The 19,324-nt window shown below is 68.4% G+C and carries 11 protein-coding genes and 2 rRNA genes; 10 read left to right on the top strand and 3 right to left on the bottom strand.

The window, feature by feature from the left end:
- Nucleotides 1-55: 55 nt before the first annotated feature.
- Nucleotides 56-3,176: ribosomal RNA gene (locus AS97_RS19520) — 23S ribosomal RNA — on the top strand.
- Between the two features lie 96 nt (nucleotides 3,177-3,272).
- Nucleotides 3,273-3,389 (top strand): 5S ribosomal RNA (gene rrf, locus AS97_RS19515).
- Between the two features lie 301 nt (nucleotides 3,390-3,690).
- Here rrf and AS97_RS19510 read toward each other — a convergent pair.
- Complete coding sequence (locus AS97_RS19510; RefSeq protein WP_210565364.1) at nucleotides 3,691-4,959, bottom strand: hypothetical protein; 1,269 nt, start codon at nucleotides 4,957-4,959, stop codon at nucleotides 3,691-3,693.
- A 149-nt stretch (nucleotides 4,960-5,108) separates the two neighbouring features.
- On the opposite strand from AS97_RS19510, the gene mtnA reads away from it, so the two are divergent.
- The 7 genes from mtnA (at nucleotide 5,109) to AS97_RS19475 (ending at nucleotide 13,787) form a co-directional block, all read left to right on the top strand.
- On the top strand, nucleotides 5,109-6,266 hold the full coding sequence (gene mtnA / locus AS97_RS19505; RefSeq protein WP_210565363.1) for an S-methyl-5-thioribose-1-phosphate isomerase: 1,158 nt from the start codon (nucleotides 5,109-5,111) through the stop codon (nucleotides 6,264-6,266).
- A complete protein-coding gene (gene mtrA, locus AS97_RS19500) occupies nucleotides 6,263-6,940 on the top strand; it encodes a two-component system response regulator MtrA (RefSeq protein ID WP_014061181.1) in 678 nt (225 codons plus the stop codon). Before mtnA ends, mtrA begins: the two co-directional genes overlap by 4 nt.
- A gap of 64 nt (nucleotides 6,941-7,004) precedes the next feature.
- Complete coding sequence (mtrB, locus tag AS97_RS19495) at nucleotides 7,005-8,978, top strand: MtrAB system histidine kinase MtrB (protein WP_059149115.1); 1,974 nt, start codon at nucleotides 7,005-7,007, stop codon at nucleotides 8,976-8,978.
- Complete coding sequence (locus AS97_RS19490; protein ID WP_210565362.1) at nucleotides 8,968-10,845, top strand: LpqB family beta-propeller domain-containing protein; 1,878 nt, start codon at nucleotides 8,968-8,970, stop codon at nucleotides 10,843-10,845. The genes mtrB and AS97_RS19490 overlap by 11 nt, the downstream gene beginning before the upstream one ends.
- A gap of 120 nt (nucleotides 10,846-10,965) precedes the next feature.
- Nucleotides 10,966-11,811, top strand: a complete 846-nt coding sequence (locus tag AS97_RS19485) for a ComF family protein (protein WP_210567240.1) — start codon at nucleotides 10,966-10,968, stop codon at nucleotides 11,809-11,811.
- A 315-nt stretch (nucleotides 11,812-12,126) separates the two neighbouring features.
- A complete protein-coding gene (gene raiA, locus AS97_RS19480) occupies nucleotides 12,127-12,816 on the top strand; it encodes a ribosome-associated translation inhibitor RaiA (RefSeq protein WP_059149117.1) in 690 nt (229 codons plus the stop codon).
- A gap of 221 nt (nucleotides 12,817-13,037) precedes the next feature.
- A complete protein-coding gene (locus AS97_RS19475; RefSeq protein ID WP_059149118.1) occupies nucleotides 13,038-13,787 on the top strand; it encodes a response regulator transcription factor in 750 nt (249 codons plus the stop codon).
- A gap of 109 nt (nucleotides 13,788-13,896) precedes the next feature.
- On the opposite strand, the gene AS97_RS19470 is transcribed toward AS97_RS19475, so the two are convergent.
- Entirely contained in the window at nucleotides 13,897-15,081 is a 1,185-nt protein-coding gene (locus AS97_RS19470; protein WP_210565361.1) for a crosslink repair DNA glycosylase YcaQ family protein, read from the bottom strand.
- A gap of 83 nt (nucleotides 15,082-15,164) precedes the next feature.
- The gene (locus AS97_RS19465) at nucleotides 15,165-15,821 is read right to left on the bottom strand and encodes a GNAT family N-acetyltransferase (RefSeq protein WP_107119392.1); all 657 of its coding nucleotides are present in this window, start codon (nucleotides 15,819-15,821) and stop codon (nucleotides 15,165-15,167) included.
- Between the two features lie 242 nt (nucleotides 15,822-16,063).
- Here AS97_RS19465 and secA point away from each other — a divergent pair, with 242 nt between their 5' ends.
- Complete coding sequence (secA, locus tag AS97_RS19460) at nucleotides 16,064-18,913, top strand: preprotein translocase subunit SecA (protein WP_059149120.1); 2,850 nt, start codon at nucleotides 16,064-16,066, stop codon at nucleotides 18,911-18,913.
- Nucleotides 18,914-19,324 lie beyond the last annotated feature (411 nt).

The following is a 19,324-nucleotide window of genomic DNA, read 5'->3' as shown; positions in this document are numbered from 1 at the left end:
GGTGACGGGGTACGGGTCGTTGTTTGAGAACTGCACAGTGGACGCGAGCATCTGTGGCCAAGTTTTTAAGGGCGCACGGTGGATGCCTTGGCACCAGGAACCGATGAAGGACGTGGGAGGCCGCGATAGGCCCCGGGGAGCTGTCAACCGAGCTTTGATCCGGGGGTGTCCGAATGGGGAAACCCGGCAGTCGTCATGGGCTGTCACCCATACCTGAACACATAGGGTATGTGGAGGGAACGCGGGGAAGTGAAACATCTCAGTACCCGCAGGAAGAGAAAACAACCGTGATTCCGGGAGTAGTGGCGAGCGAAACTGGATGAGGCTAAACCGTATGTGTGTGATACCCGGCAGGGGTTGCGCGTACGGGGTTGTGGGAGTGCTCTTGATCGGTCTGCCGGCCGGTCGGTGAGTCAGAAATTGTTGATGTAGGCGAAGGGCATGCGAAAGGCCCGGCGTAGAGGGTAAGACCCCCGTAGCTGAAATGTCAGCAACTTGCTTGAGTATTTCCCAAGTAGCACGGGGCCCGAGAAATCCCGTGTGAATCTGGCGGGACCACCCGCTAAGCCTAAATATTCCCTGGTGACCGATAGCGGATAGTACCGTGAGGGAATGGTGAAAAGTACCGCGGGAGCGGAGTGAAATAGTACCTGAAACCGTGTGCCTACAAGCCGTGGGAGCGTCGGACATCAGCTTGCTGGTGTCTCGTGACTGCGTGCCTTTTGAAGAATGAGCCTGCGAGTTTGCGGTGTGTTGCGAGGTTAACCCGTGTGGGGAAGCCGTAGCGAAAGCGAGTCCGAATAGGGCGGTTTAGTAGCGCGCTCAAGACCCGAAGCGGAGTGATCTAGCCATGGGCAGGTTGAAGCGGAGGTAAGACTTCGTGGAGGACCGAACCCACCAGGGTTGAAAACCTGGGGGATGACCTGTGGTTAGGGGTGAAAGGCCAATCAAACTCCGTGATAGCTGGTTCTCCCCGAAATGCATTTAGGTGCAGCGTCGTGTGTTTCTTGCCGGAGGTAGAGCACTGGATAGGCGATGGGCCCTACCGGGTTACTGACCTTAGCCAAACTCCGAATGCCGGTAAGTGAGAGCGCGGCAGTGAGACTGTGGGGGATAAGCTCCATGGTCGAGAGGGAAACAGCCCAGAGCATCGACTAAGGCCCCTAAGCGTACGCTAAGTGGGAAAGGATGTGGAGTCGCAGAGACAACCAGGAGGTTGGCTTAGAAGCAGCCATCCTTGAAAGAGTGCGTAATAGCTCACTGGTCAAGTGATTCCGCGCCGACAATGTAGCGGGGCTCAAGCGTACCGCCGAAGTCGTGTCATTGCAGCATGTGGTCCAACGATCGCTGTGATGGGTAGGGGAGCGTCGTGTGCCGGGTGAAGCAGCCGTGTAAGCGAGTTGTGGATGGTTCACGAGTGAGAATGCAGGCATGAGTAGCGATACACACGTGGGAAACGTGTGCGCCGATTGACTAAGGGTTCCTGGGTCAAGCTGATCTGCCCAGGGTAAGTCGGGACCTAAGGCGAGGCCGACAGGCGTAGTCGATGGACAACCGGTTGATATTCCGGTACCCGCTTTGAAGCGCCAACGTCGAACCAGGCGATGCTAAGTCCGTGAAGCCGCCCTGATCTCTTCGGAGTTGAGGGGAGTGGTGGAGCCGACGGTCCAGACCTGTAGTAGGTGAGTGATGGGGTGACGCAGGAAGGTAGTCCAGCCCGGGCGGTGGTTGTCCCGGGGTAAGGGTGTAGCCCGAGGAGTAGGTAAATCCGTTCCTTGTTGTGGGTGAGACCTGATGCCGAGCCGATTGTGGTGAAGTGGATGATCCTATGCTGTCGAGAAAAGCCTCTAGCGAGTTTCATGGCGGCCCGTACCCTAAACCGACTCAGGTGGTCAGGTAGAGAATACCGAGGCGTTCGGGTGAACTATGGTTAAGGAACTCGGCAAAATGCCCCCGTAACTTCGGGAGAAGGGGGGTCATTGTTGGTGATCCGATTTACTCGGTGAGCTGGTGGTGGCCGCAGAGACCAGCGAGAAGCGACTGTTTACTAAAAACACAGGTCCGTGCGAAGCCGTAAGGCGATGTATACGGACTGACGCCTGCCCGGTGCTGGAACGTTAAGGGGACCGGTTAGTCACATTTCGGTGTGGCGAAGCTGAGAACTTAAGCGCCAGTAAACGGCGGTGGTAACTATAACCATCCTAAGGTAGCGAAATTCCTTGTCGGGTAAGTTCCGACCTGCACGAATGGCGTAACGACTTCTCGACTGTCTCAACCATAGGCCCGGTGAAATTGCACTACGAGTAAAGATGCTCGTTTCGCGCAGCAGGACGGAAAGACCCCGGGACCTTTACTATAGCTTGATATTGGTGTTCGGTTCGGCTTGTGTAGGATAGGTGGGAGACTGTGAAGCGCTAACGCCAGTTAGTGTGGAGTCATTGTTGAAATACCACTCTGGTCGTGCTGGATGTCTAACCTGGGTCCGTGATCCGGATCAGGGACAGTGTCTGGTGGGTAGTTTAACTGGGGCGGTTGCCTCCTAAAGGGTAACGGAGGCGCCCAAAGGTTCCCTCAGCCTGGTTGGCAATCAGGTGTTGAGTGTAAGTGCACAAGGGAGCTTGACTGTGAGACCGACGGGTCGAGCAGGGACGAAAGTCGGGACTAGTGATCCGGCGGTGGCTTGTGGAAGCGCCGTCGCTCAACGGATAAAAGGTACCCCGGGGATAACAGGCTGATCTTCCCCAAGAGTCCATATCGACGGGATGGTTTGGCACCTCGATGTCGGCTCGTCGCATCCTGGGGCTGGAGTCGGTCCCAAGGGTTGGGCTGTTCGCCCATTAAAGCGGTACGCGAGCTGGGTTTAGAACGTCGTGAGACAGTTCGGTCCCTATCCGCTGTGCGCGTAGGAGTCTTGAGAAGGGCTGTCCCTAGTACGAGAGGACCGGGACGGACGAACCTCTGGTGTGCCAGTTGTTCTGCCAAGGGCATGGCTGGTTGGCTACGTTCGGGAGGGATAACCGCTGAAAGCATCTAAGCGGGAAGCCTGCTTCGAGATGAGGACTCCCACCCACTTGATGGGTTAAGGCTCCCAGTAGACGACTGGGTTGATAGGCCAGATATGGAAGCCGGGTAACTGGTGGAGTTGACTGGTACTAATAGGCCGAGGGCTTGTCCTCAGGTGCTCGCGTCCACTGTGTTGGTTCTGAAGCAATGAACCGTATTGAACCCCCCTTGTTGTTTGGGGTGTGGTTCCGGTGTCTGTTTCATAGTGTTTCGGTGGTCATAGCGTTAGGGAAACGCCCGGTTACATTTCGAACCCGGAAGCTAAGCCTTTCAGCGCCGATGGTACTGCAGGGGGGACCCTGTGGGAGAGTAGGACACCGCCGAACAATCTTCAGCCTCGGTCCCGAGTACATGTACTCGGGACCGAGGCTTTTTTGCGTTCCCATTCGATCGGATGTTCCACCGGATCGAGTGAAAAGCCCTCAGTGCCCTGGCGTGGCGCGGTTGATGGCACGCAGAGTTGTCTGTGAGGCCGGGGTCCGACGAGTCCGTTGACGACCCGGCCAGCAGGCCGCAGGCGCGACGCCGAGTGGGCGGACCGGGGGGAGGTGAGGGCTTGTGAGAGTGACGACCTGTGCGGTGAAGGGGCGTCGAGTGACGCCCCGTTCGTGCCCGCCTGTGAGGCCGTCAGTTCCCGGACGTCGAGGCGACGGTCGGCTGGTCCTTGCCATGGCCTTCTGTGGGGCCGCCCGGCATCCCCGCGGCGCGGGCGAGCTCGAGGTCGAGCGCCTCGCGCCGGATGCGCTGGTCCATGTAGAGAAGGGCCGTCACACCCGCGCTGATCGGGAAGGTGATGGTCGAGCTGAGCACCCCGCCGACGCCGACCACGACCAGGAAGGTCCAGCTGACGGAGACGGATTCACCGGAGAGCCAGTCCATGGCGTTGTCCCCGCCGATGACCATGGCGATCAGGCTGGTGGGAATCTCGACGATGGCGCCGACGATGAAGACCATGACGACGGCCAGCAGTTGGATGCCGAAGACGCGCCCCCACGCGCCGCGCACCAGCTTGAAGGAGCGTCGCAGGGCCTTGATGATGCCCTGCTTCTCCAGCATCAGCGCGGGAGGGGCGAGGCTGAAGCGGACCCAGAGCCAGGCGGCGACGCCGGCCGCGGCGAACCCGCCGAGAGAGGCGAGTGCCGCGCCCTCGCTGTGCACGCCCGCGAAGGCCAGCAGCAGACCCGGCGTCATACCGGCGGCGATGACGCCCACGGCGATGATGGGGATCAGAAGGAGCAGCCCGCACAGCTGAAGGAGGTGCGGGCGGGCACCGCTCCATGCCTCCTTGGTGGATGCGGACCGGCCCAGCACCGCCCGGGCGGTGACCACGGTCAGCAGGGCGGTGGTGACGATCGTTCCGAGGACGCCGAGCAGCAGGGTGACTCCGCTGTCCCCGAGCGCGGCGCCGACGGAGCGCATCGCCTGGCTGACGGTGGCATCCGGATCGTCGAGGACATTGCTCTCGTTGCCGCGGGCGTCGTTGAACCAGAGCCCAGTGGCGGCCGTGATCAGACCTTGGGTGACGATCGAGACGATCAGCGAGATGCCGAGGACCGTGCGCCAGTGGGCGCGCATGATGGCCACCGCGCCGTCCAGGATCTCGCTGACCGCCAGCGGTCGCAGCGGAATGACACCGGGGCGGGGAGCAGGCGGCTGACGCCGACCGGTGCCCCATCCGCCGCCCGGCGTGGGAGCGGGCGGCACCGGCGGTGGCGTGGAGCCTCTTCCCGATGCGGTCCAGCGGCCGGGCGGCGGCTGGCGCCGGGCCCACTGGCCGCCCCAGGTGGGCTGCTCCGGGGCGGGCTGGTCGGCGGGCTCGTCCTGCTGCTGAGCGCCGTGGTCCGGTTCGTCGGAAGGGGACGATCCGGGCGGGGCCCAGCCCGGAGTGTCATTCATCGTCGCTCCGTAGGTCGTTCGTTGACCGGCCGCGGCGTCCGCGGCGGCCGTATGCCAGCCATCGTGCCACGGCGTATTGCGCCTCGTACCGGTCACTGGGGGCGGTCCGGCACTTCAATAGTCGGTGGCGCACAGGGCAGACTGGGCGGATGGCTGATCAGCGTCCGGTGTCCCCGGAAGCCCCCATACCTCCCACCGCCTTGGCGCTGCGCTGGGAGGAGCCCCCGGAGGGGCCCGTACTGGTACTTCTCGACCAGACCCGGCTGCCCGCCGAAGAGGTCGATCTGGTGTGCACCGATGTGCCGGCGCTGGTGGAGGCGATCCGCTCCCTCGCCGTGCGCGGCGCCCCGCTGCTCGGCCTCGCCGGGGCATACGGGATCGCGCTCGCCGCGGCCCGGGGTTTCGATGTGGACGAGGCCGCCGAATCGCTCGCCCATGCCCGTCCCACGGCCGTCAACCTCGGCTACGGCGTGCGCCGGGCCGTCGCCGCGTATCACGCGGCGATCCGGGACGACGCGGACGATGCTCAGGCCGCCGCGGCCGCCCTCGCCGAGGCCCGGGCCCTGCACCGGGAGGATGCCGAGGCCAGCGACCGCATGGCGGCCCATGGTCAAGCGCTCCTCGATGAGCTGTTGCCTGCCGGTGGTCACCGGATCCTCACGCACTGCAACACCGGCGCACTGGTCTCCGGAGGCGAGGGGACCGCCCTCGCCGTGGTCAAGGCGGTGCACCGGGCGGGGCAGCTGCGGCGGCTCTGGGTGGACGAGACCCGACCCCTGCTCCAGGGGGCGCGGTTGACCGCGTACGAGGCGGCGCGGGCCGGTATGGCGTACACACTGCTCGCCGACAACGCGGCGGGTTCGCTGTTCGCGGCCGGTGAGGTGGACGCGGTGCTGATCGGGGCGGACCGGATCGCCGCGGACGGCTCGGTGGCCAACAAGGTGGGCAGCTATCCGCTCGCGGTGCTGGCCCGCTACCACCATGTGCCGTTTGTGGTGGTCGCCCCGACCACCACGGTGGACCCGGCCACTCCCGACGGAGCCTCGATCGAGGTCGAGCAGCGCCCTGGACATGAGGTGACGGACATCACAATTCCTTACGCCCCCATCGCCGGGCACGAGGCGGGCACCGGGGTGCCGGTCGCTCCGCTGGGGACACAGGCCCACAATCCGGCTTTCGACGTCACACCACCGGAGTTGGTGACGGCGATTGTCACCGAGGACGGTGTGATCTCTCCGGTCACAGCGGACGGTATCGCCGAGCTGTGGTCCAGGTCACGATCGGGTAATGGGATGATGTCGATATGAAGGGACGCGTCCTTGTCGTCGACGACGACACCGCACTGGCAGAGATGCTTGGCATCGTGCTGCGCGGCGAAGGCTTTGAACCGTCGTTCGTGTCGGACGGCGACAAGGCTCTTGCCGCCTTCCGCGAGACCAAGCCCGATCTGGTGCTGCTCGATCTGATGCTGCCCGGCCGGGACGGCATCGAGGTCTGCCGGCTGATCCGGGCCGAATCAGGGGTGCCGATCGTGATGCTCACGGCCAAGAGCGACACGGTCGATGTGGTGGTCGGGCTCGAGTCCGGGGCGGATGACTACATCGTCAAGCCGTTCAAGCCGAAGGAACTGGTGGCCCGGATCCGGGCGCGGCTGCGGCGCTCCGAGGAGCCGGCGCCGGAGCAGTTGGCCATAGGCGATCTGGTGATCGATGTGGCCGGGCATTCGGTGAAGCGGGACGGCCAGTCGATAGCGCTGACTCCGCTGGAGTTCGATCTTCTGGTGGCGCTGGCCCGTAAGCCGTGGCAGGTGTTCACCCGTGAGGTGCTGCTGGAGCAGGTCTGGGGCTATCGGCATGCCGCCGACACCCGGCTGGTGAATGTGCATGTGCAGCGGCTGCGGTCCAAGGTCGAGAAGGACCCGGAGCGGCCGGAGATCGTGGTGACCGTGCGCGGTGTCGGCTACAAGGCCGGGCCAAGCTGAGATGACGGGTGGTACGGCGCCGCAGCCCGGAGGACCGGGAGGCGGGGCTCCGGAGGGTGCCCGGATGGGGCGGCCCGATCCGGCGGGCGAGATACCGCTGCTGCGGAGGTTGTGGAGCGGTGGACATCTGCTGCCCGACGGGGCCTCCGGAGGGCCGGCCCATCCGGTGATCCGGCTGTTCGGACGGTGGGTGCGCCGTCCGCTGCTGCCCGCTGCCCGGCTGTGGCGGCGGAACATCCAGCTGCGGGTGGTCGCCACCACGCTGCTGATGTCGCTCGGTGTGGTGCTGCTGCTGGGCCTGGTGGTCATCGGGCAGGTGCGCAACGGTCTGCTGGACGCCAAGCGCCATGCGGCGCAGGGGCAGGCCGTCGGCGGGTTCGAGGTGGCCGAGCAGATGGCCGACCGCAAGAGCGATTCCCATGGCCAGGACGGGCCGGGGGCCGGTCCCGAAGACTCCGGCGCCTGGCTGAACGCGCTGGTGGAGCAGCTCTCCAGTGGCGGCAAGGGCGCGTATTCGGTGGTGGCGCTCAGCTCCGACTCCGGTGAGACGCCCTATGTGGCCAGCCGGGGGCCGCGGGCCTCCGGCGATGTCCAGCCGGACAGCGTGCCCGCCGATCTGCGCCGTCGGGTGGACGAGGGCCGGACGGCGCCGTACGAGCGCTACGGAAAGATCGTGCACGCGGGCTCCGGCGACTCCGAGCCCGCGCTGATCATCGGCAAGCGTCTGGACGACAACAACGGCGACGCCTACCAGCTCTACTACCTCTTCCCGTTCAGCCAGGAGGAGAAGTCGCTGAGCCTGGTCAAGGGCACCCTGGCCACGGCCGGGGTGTTCGTGGTGGTGCTGCTGGGGGCCATCGCCTGGGTGGTGGTCCGGCAGGTCGTGACGCCCGTAAGGATGGCGGCGGGGATCTCCGAGCGGCTGGCGGCCGGTCTGCTCCAGGAGCGGATGAAGGTCACCGGGGAGGACGACATCGCCCGCCTCGGGGAGTCGTTCAATAAGATGGCGCAGAACCTCCAGCTCAAGATTCAGCAGTTGGAGGAGCTCTCCCGGATGCAGCGCCGCTTCGTTTCCGATGTCTCCCATGAGCTGCGCACCCCGCTGACGACCGTAAGGATGGCGGCGGACGTCATTTACGAGGCGCGTGAGGACTTCGACCCGATCACCGCGCGCTCCGCCGAGCTGCTGTGGGGCCAGGTCGACCGCTTCGAGTCGCTGCTCAGCGATCTGCTGGAGATCAGCCGGTTCGACGCGGGCGCGGCGGCGCTGGAGGCCGAGCCGATCGATCTGCGCGATGTGGTCCACCGGGTGGTGGACGGGGCCGAGCCGCTCGCCGAGGCCAAGGGCACCCGGATCCTGGTCCGGGGCGCCGAGGCGCCGGTGATCGCGGAGGCGGACACCCGCCGCGTCGAGCGGGTGCTGCGCAATCTGGTGGTCAACGCCGTGGAGCACGGTGAGGGCCGCGACGTGGTCGTGCGGCTGGCGACGGCGGGCGGTGCGGTGGCCGTCGCGGTGCGGGACTACGGCGTCGGGCTCAAGCCCGGCGAGGCGACGCGGGTGTTCAACCGCTTCTGGCGGGCCGATCCGGCCCGTGCGCGCACCACCGGCGGCACCGGTCTCGGCCTGTCGATCGCGGTGGAGGACGCGCGGCTGCACGGCGGCTGGCTGCAGGCGTGGGGTGAGCCCGGCGGCGGTTCGCAGTTCCGGCTGACGGTGCCGCGCACCGCGGGCGATGTGCTGCGCGGCTCGCCGATCCCGCTGGAGCCCGAGGACTCCCGGCGCAACCGCCGTACGGATGACGCCGGGGCCCCGCAGCCCGCGGCGGAGCGGCTGGCGGCGGTGCCCGCGCAGCCGCGGTCCGCGCTGCCCGCCGAAGCCGCGGCGCCGTCGGCCGACCCCACGGCTCTGCCGGGCAATGGGTCGCGGGTGGTGCGCGGCGCCCCGGAGACGCCGTCCGACGGGTCGCGGGGCGGCAGGGCGCCGGCCGCCCGGCCGACGACATCGAACGAAGGGGAGGGCCGCCCTCGTGGGCGCTGACCGTGCCGACCGTCGCCGCTTCCGCCGCCGTGGGCGCCGCCCGGACGGCCGGGCCCTGAGCACGCCCGCGCTGCTGGCCTGTGGTGCCCTGCTGCTGTCCGGCTGTGCCTCGATGCCCGACAGCGGCGATGTGCGGCGGGTGGACTCCTCACCGCGCTCCGACGTCGATTCGCAGGTCCGGGTGTACGGGGTGAGCCCCGGCAAGGGCGAGCAGCCCGCGGAGCTGGTCTCCGGCTTCCTGGAGGCCACGACGAGCGACGAGGAGAACTTCGGCACCGCGAAGGAGTACCTGACCAAGAGCGCGGTCAAGCGGTGGCAGCCGTTCGCGGCCACCACCGTGCTGGAGCAGGCTCCGGATGTGCGGGTGGAGACGGACCCGGGCGACCGGGACGGCAGCGGTAAGACGGTCGTGCTGTCGGGCAAGCGGATCGCCGTCGTGGACGAGACGCACGCCTACAAGCCCGATGAGCAGCCGTACGAGGAGCGCATCCATCTCACGCTGAGCGGTTCGGAGTGGCGGATCGACGGGCCGCCGCGGGGGCTGATCCTCGGCGAGTCGGACTTCCAGCGCATCTACCGCTCGGTCAACAAGTACTACTTCGCCGATCTGGGTCCGGACGCCGAGGAGTCGACGGCCGGGGACAACGTCCTGGTGGCCGATCCGGTCTATGTGCGGCGCCGTATCGATCCGGTGACCGCGACCGTCAAGGCGCTGCTGGGCGGTCCCACGGAGTGGCTGGAGCCGGTGGTCAGCAGTTCCTTCCCGCGCGGTTCGGCGCTGGGCCGCCGGGACGAGCGGCTGTCACTGGACGACTCGAACACGCTGAAGGTCCGGCTGAGTGACCGGGCGGTGCGGGTCAGCGCGGCGCGGTGTGCCCGGATGGCGGCGCAGACGCTGTTCACCGTCCAGGATCTGGGCGAGGGATCGTCCGAGGTCAGCGGGGTGCGGCTGGAGCGGCAGAACGGTTCGGAGCTGTGTGCCCTCTCCAGTGACGGGGCGCGTGCCTACGCCCCGGACGGGGTCGAGGGCCATCCGCGCCACCAGTACTTCGTGGACTCCGATCATCGGATGGTCCGGCTGTCCGACGACGAGGACCAGCCACAGCCGGTTGCGGGGCCGTTCGGCTCCGATGACGCGGGTCTGGGCACGGTGGCGGTCTCGCGCGACGAGCGGGACGCGGCGGGAGTCACCCCCGACGGCCAGGCGCTGTATGTCACCCAGATGGCCCCAGGCGCCGAGCGCGGCAAGGTGCGGCTGCGCAGCCAGGGCGGCAGCGTGGAGCACGGTCTGACGGCGCCGAGCTGGGACGGGCTGGGCGGTCTGTGGGTGGCCGACCGCAATCCGCAGCGGCCGAGGCTGCTGCGGCTGCGGGGCGGCACCGGACCGGCGGACGAGGTGGAGCTGCCGCAGCTGGACGGCGGCCGGATCACGGCGCTGCGGGTCTCCGCGGACGGATCCAGGATCGCGATGCTGGTCAAGCGATCCGGCCACACCACGCTGCGGCTCGGCCGGATCGAGCGGCGGGGCACCGAGGCGGCCCCGAAGCTGTCGGTGGGGGCGCTGCGGGCGGTCGCGCCGAAGCTGGAGGACGTGGACACCTTCTCTTGGGCGGGCGACAGCCGGTTGGTGGTCGCGGGCCGGGAGTCGGACGGGGTGCAGCAGCTGCAGTACGTGGAGACGGACGGCTCCCCGGCGAACATCCCGGAGGTGCCGGGGCCGAACGGTGTGCAGTCGATCGGCGCCTCGGAGGACCAGACCCGGCCGCTGATCGCCGAGACCAGGGAGAACGGCATCGTGCGACTGCTGCCGAACACCGACTGGAAGACCGTGGACCAGGACGGTTCGGCTCCGGTCTACCCCGGCTAGGCGGGGCCGCAGCGGCAGCTTCTGGGCCAGGACACCGGTCGGGGGTGGCTGGTTGTCCACATGTGCGCGGTTGTCCACAAGGGGTGGCGCGCGGGCTTGGCCGCCGGGACAGTGGTGTTCATGCGGGGCTGGTGGCAGGAGATCGCCGATCTGGTGCTGCCGGCCGACTGTGCCGGATGCGGTCGGCCGGGCGGCGTGTTGTGTGAGCGTTGTCGTGGGGCGCTGTGCGGGTCCGGGGCGCGCCGGGTGGAGCCGAGCCCGGTGCCGCCGGGGCTGCCGGTGGTCCATGCGGCGGTGGATTACGTGGACGAGGCGCGGGCCGTGCTGCTCGCGCACAAGGAGCGCGGAGCGCTCCGGCTGGCGCGGCCGCTGGGCGAGGCGCTGGCGGGGGCGGTGCGGGCGGCCTGTCCCGGGCCGGGGCCTGGTCCAGAGCCCGGCTCAGAGCCCGGCGCGGGGTCCCGAAGGCGGGCGGGCGCGGGATCGGACCGGGTACCCGGGGTGAGAGCGGGTACTGGATCGGGAGCGTGTGCCGGGGCGAGACCCGGGTACGGATCCGGGGCGAGACCCCGCGGGGGTCCGCTGCTGCTGGTGCCGGTGCCGTCGGCCCGGCGTGCCGTGGGCGCCCGAGGGCATGACCCGGCCCGGCGGATCGCGCTCGCCGCGGCGGGCGTGCTGCGCGGTGGCGGGCGCCCGGCGAGGGTCCCGGCGGTGCTGCGCCAGCGGCGCCGGGTGAGCGACCAGTCGGAGCTGGACGCACGGCAGCGGCGGGCGAATGTGACGGGGGCGCTGGGGACGGTCCCCGGCGGCGGTCGGCTGCTGGCGGCAGGCCCGGTCGTACTGGTGGACGACCTGATGACGACGGGGGCCTCGCTCGCGGAGGCGGCGCGGGCGGTGACGGCGGCCGGCGGGCTGGTCGTCGGCGCGGCCGTGGTGGCCGCGCCCCTGATGCGCATCAACCGGAACTGAATACGAAGCCGCACCGTTGCAGGTGGTAACCGCGGCATAGCGCCTGATCGGAGGTACGTGCCGGTAGGGGGTGCCGACTTCCGGCCGGTCGAGCTATGTTCGGTTGTGAGGAAAGGCGGGTGCTATGACCCGCTCATCCGCTTGGCGTGTTTTGCCTGCATTCTGGTGAGGCTTGGAACAAACGGGGTTGAGATCCTCTCCGTGGGAAGGAGGAGCTGAAAGCGCCAAGCCGATGGCTCCGGAGGACGCCGGAGCCAAGTGCACAAGGGATGACGCTCCGATACTGACTGGAGCTACCCGGGAACGGAGTTCTGCGTGGACATCGTCGTCAAGGGCCGTAAAACTGAGGTGCCCGAGCGGTTCCGGAAGCACGTGGCCGAGAAGCTGAAGCTGGATAAGATCCAGAAGCTCGACGGCAAGGTGATCAGCCTCGACGTCGAGGTGTCCAAGGAGCACAACCCGCGGCAGTCCGACCGCGCCGACCGAGTGGAGATCACGCTCCGCTCGCGCGGCCCGGTGATCAGGGCGGAGGCCGCCGCGGCCGATCCGTACGCAGCGCTGGACCTGGCGGCCAGCAAGCTGGAAGCACGGATGCGCAAGCAGCACGACAAGCGCCATACGCGCCGTGGAAACGGTCGCATTCCGGCCAGCGACGTGGCTGTCACCGTGCCCAACGCGGCCCGTATCAACGGGCATGGCGATATCGCCCCCCAGCGCACGACGGAGACCGTCCCCACCACGCGGATGGGCCCCCTGGAAGTCCAGGGCGAGGGCCCCCTGGTGGTCCGGGAGAAGACCCACGCCGCGGCTCCGATGACCCTCGACCAGGCTCTCTACGAGATGGAGCTGGTCGGGCACGACTTCTATTTGTTCGTCGACTCCGACACCAACCAGCCCAGCGTCGTCTACCGGCGGCATGGTTATGACTACGGGGTGATTCATCTTCAGCCGGAAGCGTTCGTCGGAGAGGCACCCGGCGGCGCCGGTGGCGCACTCGGCGGCTGACCGAGAAATTCAGCCGAATCCGGCCTGACACGTAAGTGGTGCCCCGGAGCGCCTGCGCGCCCCCGGGGCACCGCCGTGCGACCAAGGTAGGAACATTCCGCCGTCCGGGCATGAAATCATGGCCGGGCGGCCAACCGGTGTAGCGAATGCACCGGTTGACGCCAGACCGAGTGCATCCAGGGTGCGGACCGCAAGGGCCATGGCCTTCAGGGGGAGGAACGATGGCGGACAGCTTCGGGCCCGTGTCCGACGCCGGGGAACACCATGGCGTCGGTCCGGACGGGGGCGAGCCGCGCGGCGAACCGCGCAAGGAGCCGATTCGGGTCCTCGTCGTGGACGACCACGCGCTCTTCCGGCGTGGGTTGGAGATCGTCCTCGCCCAGGAGGAGGACATCCAGGTCATCGGCGAGGCGGGGGACGGGGCCGAGGCCGTGGACAAGGCGGCGGATCTGCTGCCGGACATCGTCCTGATGGATGTGCGGATGCCCAAGCGCGGGGGGATCGAGGCCTGCACCGCCATCAAGGAGGTGGCACCCAGCGCCAAGATCATCATGCTGACGATCAGCGATGAGGAAGCCGATCTCTACGACGCGATCAAGGCGGGGGCCACGGGCTATCTGCTGAAGGAGATCTCGACCGACGAGGTCTCGACCGCCATCCGGGCGGTGGCGGACGGTCAGTCGCAGATCAGCCCGTCGATGGCGGCCAAGCTGCTGACCGAGTTCAAGTCGATGATCCAGCGCACCGATGAGCGGCGGCTGGTGCCCGCGCCCCGGCTCACCGACCGGGAGCTGGAGGTGCTCAAGCTGGTGGCGACCGGAATGAACAACCGGGATATCGCCAAGGAGCTGTTCATCAGCGAGAACACCGTGAAGAACCACGTGCGCAACATTCTGGAGAAATTGCAGCTGCACTCCAGGATGGAGGCCGTGGTCTATGCGATGCGGGAGAAGATCCTCGAGATCAGGTGAAGGGCGAGCCGGAGCCCCGGATGAGCCGGAGCCCCGGATGAGCCGGAGCCCCGGATGAGCCGGAGCCCTGGATGAGCCGGAGCCCCGGCCGGGCGCCCGCCCGGGCGGTTCAGGCGACGGCCGCCGCGAGTGCCGCGGTGAGCTCCGGGCGGTCGACACGCTCGACCCGTACGGAGTCACAGCCCACCCATTCGGCCGCCTCCCGCAGCGCCTGCGCCATGGAGGCCACGGCCTTCGGCGACTCCAGGGACACCTGCCGGGCGACCAGGGTCGTCCCCTCGCGGGCCGGATCGACCCGGCCCAGCAGCCGCCCGCCCGACAGCAGCGGCATGGCGAAGTAGCCGTAGATCCGCTTGGGCCTGGGCACATACGCCTCCAGCCGATGGGTGAAGCCGAAGATCCGCTCGGTGCGCGCCCGGTCCCATATCAGCGAGTCGAAGGGCGACAGCAGCGTGGTGCGGTGCCGGCCGCGCGGCGGGGCGGCCAGCGCCTCGGGGTCCGCCCAGGCCCGCTTGTCCCAGCCCTCGACCGCCACCGGCACCAGCCCGGAGTCCGCGATCACCGCGTCCACCTGCTCGCCCTTGAGCCGGTGGTAGTCGGCGATATCCGCCCGCGTGCCCACGCCCAGGGACTGCCCGGCCAGCCGGACCAGCCTGCGCAGACATTCCCGGTCGTCCAGGTCGTCATGGAGCAGCGCGTCCGGCACGGCCCGCTCCGCCAGGTCGTACACCCGCTTCCAGCCGCGCCGCTCGACGCACACCACCTCGCCGAACATCAACGCCCGCTCGACCGCGATCTTCGCCGCCGACCAGTCCCACCACGGTCCGCCGTTCTTGGCCCCGCCCAGCTCCGTCGCGGTCAGCGGGCCCTCGGCGCGCAACTGCTTCACCACCGTCTCGTACACCCCGTCCGGCAGCTCGTGGTGCCAGTGCGGACGGAGGCGGTAGGCGCGGCGCCGGAAGGCGAAGTGCGGCCACTCCTCGATCGGCAGCACACAGGCGGCATGCGACCAGTACTCGAAGGCGTGGGTGTCGCTCCAATAGGCCGACTCGACCGTCTTACGGCCGACCGCGCCCAGCCGTGCGTACGGAATCAGCTCATGCGAGCGGGCCAGCACCGAGATCGTGTCGAGCTGCACCGCACCCAGATGGCGCAGTACGCCCCGCACCCCGCCACGCCGGTCGGGCGCGCCCAGCAGCCCCTGGGCGCGCAGCGCGATCCGGCGCGCCTCGTCGGCGGAGAGCGTGGCCTCGGGGGTGCGGTCCACGGCGGACCCGGTGGCGGCGTTCGTCATGCGCGCCACCGTAGTAGCACCCACTGACAACGCCGCCGATCCCGCCCGCGCCCGCCCGACGCCCCCGGGGCCTACGGCCTCTCTCAGACCGCTGACGGCGCTGTGGACGCCCGGCCGGGTGCCTCGGAAGCCTGAGGTGCGTTGGACGTCTCCGACGCCTTGGAGGGCAGATACGGCGTCGTCGACGGCAGCCCCCAGTCGGAGGGCAGCAGTGCGCCCCGCCAGGCGTCCCGCCGCGTCCCCTGGTGGACGATCCGGGCGCGGTCCGTCCCCTCCATCCGGAAGCCCACGCCGAGGGCGACCGCCCGCGAGCCCTCGTTCCCCGCCTCGCAGCTCCACTCCAGGCGCTCCACCCCGAGCCGGGTGAACGCCCACTCGATCACGGCCCGCGCCGCCTCGTCCGTATAGCCGCGCCGCCGGTGCTCCCGGACCGTCCAGTAGCCCAGCTCGGCCTGGTGCTTGAGGGTGCGCAGATGGGCCAGCCGCACCAGGCCCATGGCGCCGACGAGGGTGCCGTCACTCTTGGTGACCACCGCGAAGTCGTAGGTCACGTCGTCGCGCCAGTTCTCCGGGCAGAGCCGGCTGGTGAAGTCCTCCGCGTGCGCGCGTTCGTACGGGGAGGGCACAGCGGTCCATCGCTGGATGTCCGGGTCCTGACAGGCTGCGAAGACCGCGTCCGTGTCGATGGGCCGGAAGGGGCGCAGGATCAGGCGCTCGGTGGTGAGGGTGACAGGCTCCATGCGTCCCGAGTCTGCGCCGCCGTCGTCACGCACCGCGAGCGGTTTCCGTGAATTCGAGGGCACCTGGGGGAGCTCTCGGGCGTTGACACGGTGAGGTGACATCCGGTCCTCGTGGTGACGGACCTCCCGGCGTGCCGGGGTCTGTCTTACGATGGCCGTTGCGGCGGGGCCTGCGCCCCTTGACAATGCCGCGCCAGCGCACCCCGACCGTGCCAGGCCCGACCGGCAAGGAGCCAGCCTACGTGTCCGTCCTCAACAAGCTCATGCGTGCAGGCGAAGGAAAGATCCTGCGCAAGCTGCACCGCATCGCGGACCAGGTCAATTCCATCGAAGAGGACTTCCTGTCCCTCTCCGACGCCGAGCTGCGCGCCCTCACCGACGAGTACAAGCAGCGGTACGCCGACGGTGAGAGCCTCGACGACCTCATGCCCGAAGCGTTCGCCACGGTGCGCGAGGCGGCCAAGCGGGTGCTCGGCCAGCGTCACTACGACGTCCAGCTGATGGGCGGCGCGGCGCTGCACCTCGGGTATGTCGCCGAGATGAAGACCGGTGAGGGAAAGACCCTGGTCGGCACCCTCCCGGCGTATCTGAACGCGCTGTCGGACAAGGGCGTCCACCTCATCACGGTCAACGACTACCTGGCCGAGCGCGACTCCGAGTGGATGGGCCGGGTGCACCGGTTCCTCGGCCTGGAGGTCGGCTGCATCCTCGCCAACATGACCCCGGCGCAGCGCCGCGAGCAGTACGCGTGCGACATCACCTACGGCACCAACAACGAGTTCGGGTTCGACTATCTGCGCGACAACATGGCGTGGTCGCAGGACGAGCTGGTGCAGCGCGGCCACAACTTCGCGATCGTCGACGAGGTCGACTCGATCCTGGTGGACGAGGCCCGTACGCCGCTGATCATCTCCGGCCCGGCCGACCAGGCCACCAAGTGGTACGGCGACTTCGCCAAGCTGGTCACCCGGCTCAGCAGGGGCCAGGCCGCCGAGCCGCAGAAGGGCGTGGAGGAGACCGGGGACTACGAGGTCGACGAGAAGAAGCGCACCGTCGGCATCCATGAGTCCGGTGTCACCAAGGTCGAGGACTGGCTGGGGATCGACAACCTCTACGAGTCGGTCAACACCCCGCTGGTGGGCTACCTCAACAACGCGATCAAGGCCAAGGAGCTCTTCAAGAAGGACAAGGACTACGTCGTCATGGACGGCGAAGTCATGATCGTCGACGAGCACACCGGCCGTATCCTCGCGGGCCGCCGCTACAACGAGGGCATGCACCAGGCCATCGAGGCGAAGGAAGCGGTGGAGATCAAGGACGAGAACCAGACGCTCGCCACGATCACCCTGCAGAACTTCTTCCGCCTCTACGACAAGCTCTCCGGCATGACCGGTACGGCGATGACCGAGGCCGCCGAGTTCCACCAGATCTACAAGCTCGGCGTGGTCCCGATCCCGACCCACCGCCCCCTGGCCCGGATCGACCAGTCCGACCTGATCTACCGCACCGAGGTCGCCAAGTTCGACGCGGTGGTCGACGACATCGCCGAGAAGCACACGAAGGGCCAGCCGGTCCTGGTCGGCACCACGTCCGTGGAGAAGTCCGAGTACCTCTCCCAGCAGCTCGCCAAGCGCGGGGTGCCGCATGAGGTGCTCAACGCCAAGCAGCACGACCGGGAGGCGACGATCGTCGCCCAGGCCGGCCGTAAGGGCGCCGTGACGGTCGCGACCAACATGGCGGGCCGCGGTACCGACATCAAGCTCGGTGGCAACCCGGACGACCTCGCCGAGGCCGAGCTGCGCCAGCGCGGCCTGGACCCGGTGGAGCACTCCGAGGAGTGGGCCGCCGCACTGCCCGCCGCCCTGGAGAAGGCCGAGGCCGCGGTCAAGGCCGAGTTCGAAGAGGTCAAGGAGCTCGGCGGGCTGTATGTGCTGGGCACCGAGCGCCATGAGTCGCGCCGGATCGACAACCAGCTCCGCGGCCGCTCCGGCCGTCAGGGCGACCCCGGCGAGTCCCGCTTCTACCTCTCGCTCGGCGACGACCTGATGCGGCTGTTCAAGGCGCAGATGGTCGAGCGCGTCATGGCGATGGCGAACGTCCCGGACGATGTCCCGATCGAGAACAAGATGGTCACGCGGGCCATCGCCTCCGCCCAGTCGCAGGTCGAGCAGCAGAACTTCGAGACCCGTAAGAACGTCCTGAAGTACGACGAGGTCCTGAACCGGCAGCGTGAGGTCATCTACGGCGAGCGCCGCCGCGTCCTGGAGGGCGAGGACCTGCAGGACCAGATCGGCCACTTCATGGACGACACCATCGAGGCCTATGTGCGGGCGGAGACGGTCGAGGGCTTCGCCGAGGAGTGGGACCTGGACCGGCTGTGGAGCGCCTTCAAGCAGCTCTACCCGGTCAGCGTGACGGTCGAGGAGCTGGAGGACGCGGCCGGCGACCGCGCCGGGATCACCGCCGAGTTCATCGAAGAGTCCATCAGGGACGACATCCACCAGCAGTACGAATCGCGCGAGGAGCAGCTCGGCTCCGAGATCATGCGTGAGCTGGAGCGGCGGGTCGTGCTCTCCGTCCTGGACCGCAAGTGGCGCGAGCACCTCTACGAGATGGACTACCTCCAGGAGGGCATCGGGCTGCGCGCGATGGCCCAGAAGGACCCGCTGGTCGAGTACCAGCGCGAGGGCTTCGACATGTTCCAGGCCATGATGGAGGGCATCAAGGAGGAGTCCGTCGGCTATCTGTTCAACCTGGAGGTCCAGGTCGAGCAGCAGGTCGAGGAGGTCCCGGTCGAGGCGGCGGACGAGAAGGTCGCCCTCGCGAAGGATGTGGAGGACGCGGTGCCGGCGGGCGCGCCCGCCGGGCCGGCCGCGGGCTCCTCGGGCCGCCCCGAGATCCGCGCCAAGGGCCTGGAGGCCCCGCAGCGGCCGGACCGGCTGCACTTCTCCGCCCCGACGGTGGACGGTGAGGGCGGTGTCGTCGAGGGCGACTTCCCCAACGGTGAGACGCCGGCGCCTCGGTCGGAGTCCGACGGGTTGACGCGGGCGGAGCGGCGTAAGGCGCAGAAGGGGCGGCGCCGCAAGAAGTAGTCCGGCGGGGCTTTGGTTTGACTGACGGGCCGGGGTGCCGCGCGGGAGTGCGGCGCCGCGGCCCGTTGCGTTGCGTTGTGGGCGTGGGCGTGGGCGTGGGCGTGGTTGTGGCTGTGGGTCTATGGCGTGTCCGGCGGGTCTTTCCCCTACCCGCCCCTTCCCGCAACCGGGGTCCGGCCCCCGGCTCCCGCCGGGGCTTCGCCCCTGGGCCCCGTTCCTCAGACGCTGGAGGGGCTGGGAAACCGGGGCCCGGCCCCCGCGGCCTCCGCCGGGGCTTCGCCCTTGGACCGCGTTCCTCAGACGCCGGAGGGGCTGGGAAACCGGGTTCCGGCCCCCGGCTCCCGCTGGGGCTTGGGCCCCGTTCCTCAGACGCTGGAGGGGCTGGGCTGGCTCCCCGCCCCTTCCCGCAAC

Source organism: Streptomyces sp. AgN23 (genome assembly GCF_001598115.1).
GTDB lineage: Bacteria > Actinomycetota > Actinomycetes > Streptomycetales > Streptomycetaceae > Streptomyces > Streptomyces antimycoticus.
The sequence above is the reverse complement of the archived record's forward strand: the minus strand, read 5'-3'. Positions and strand labels throughout refer to the sequence as shown.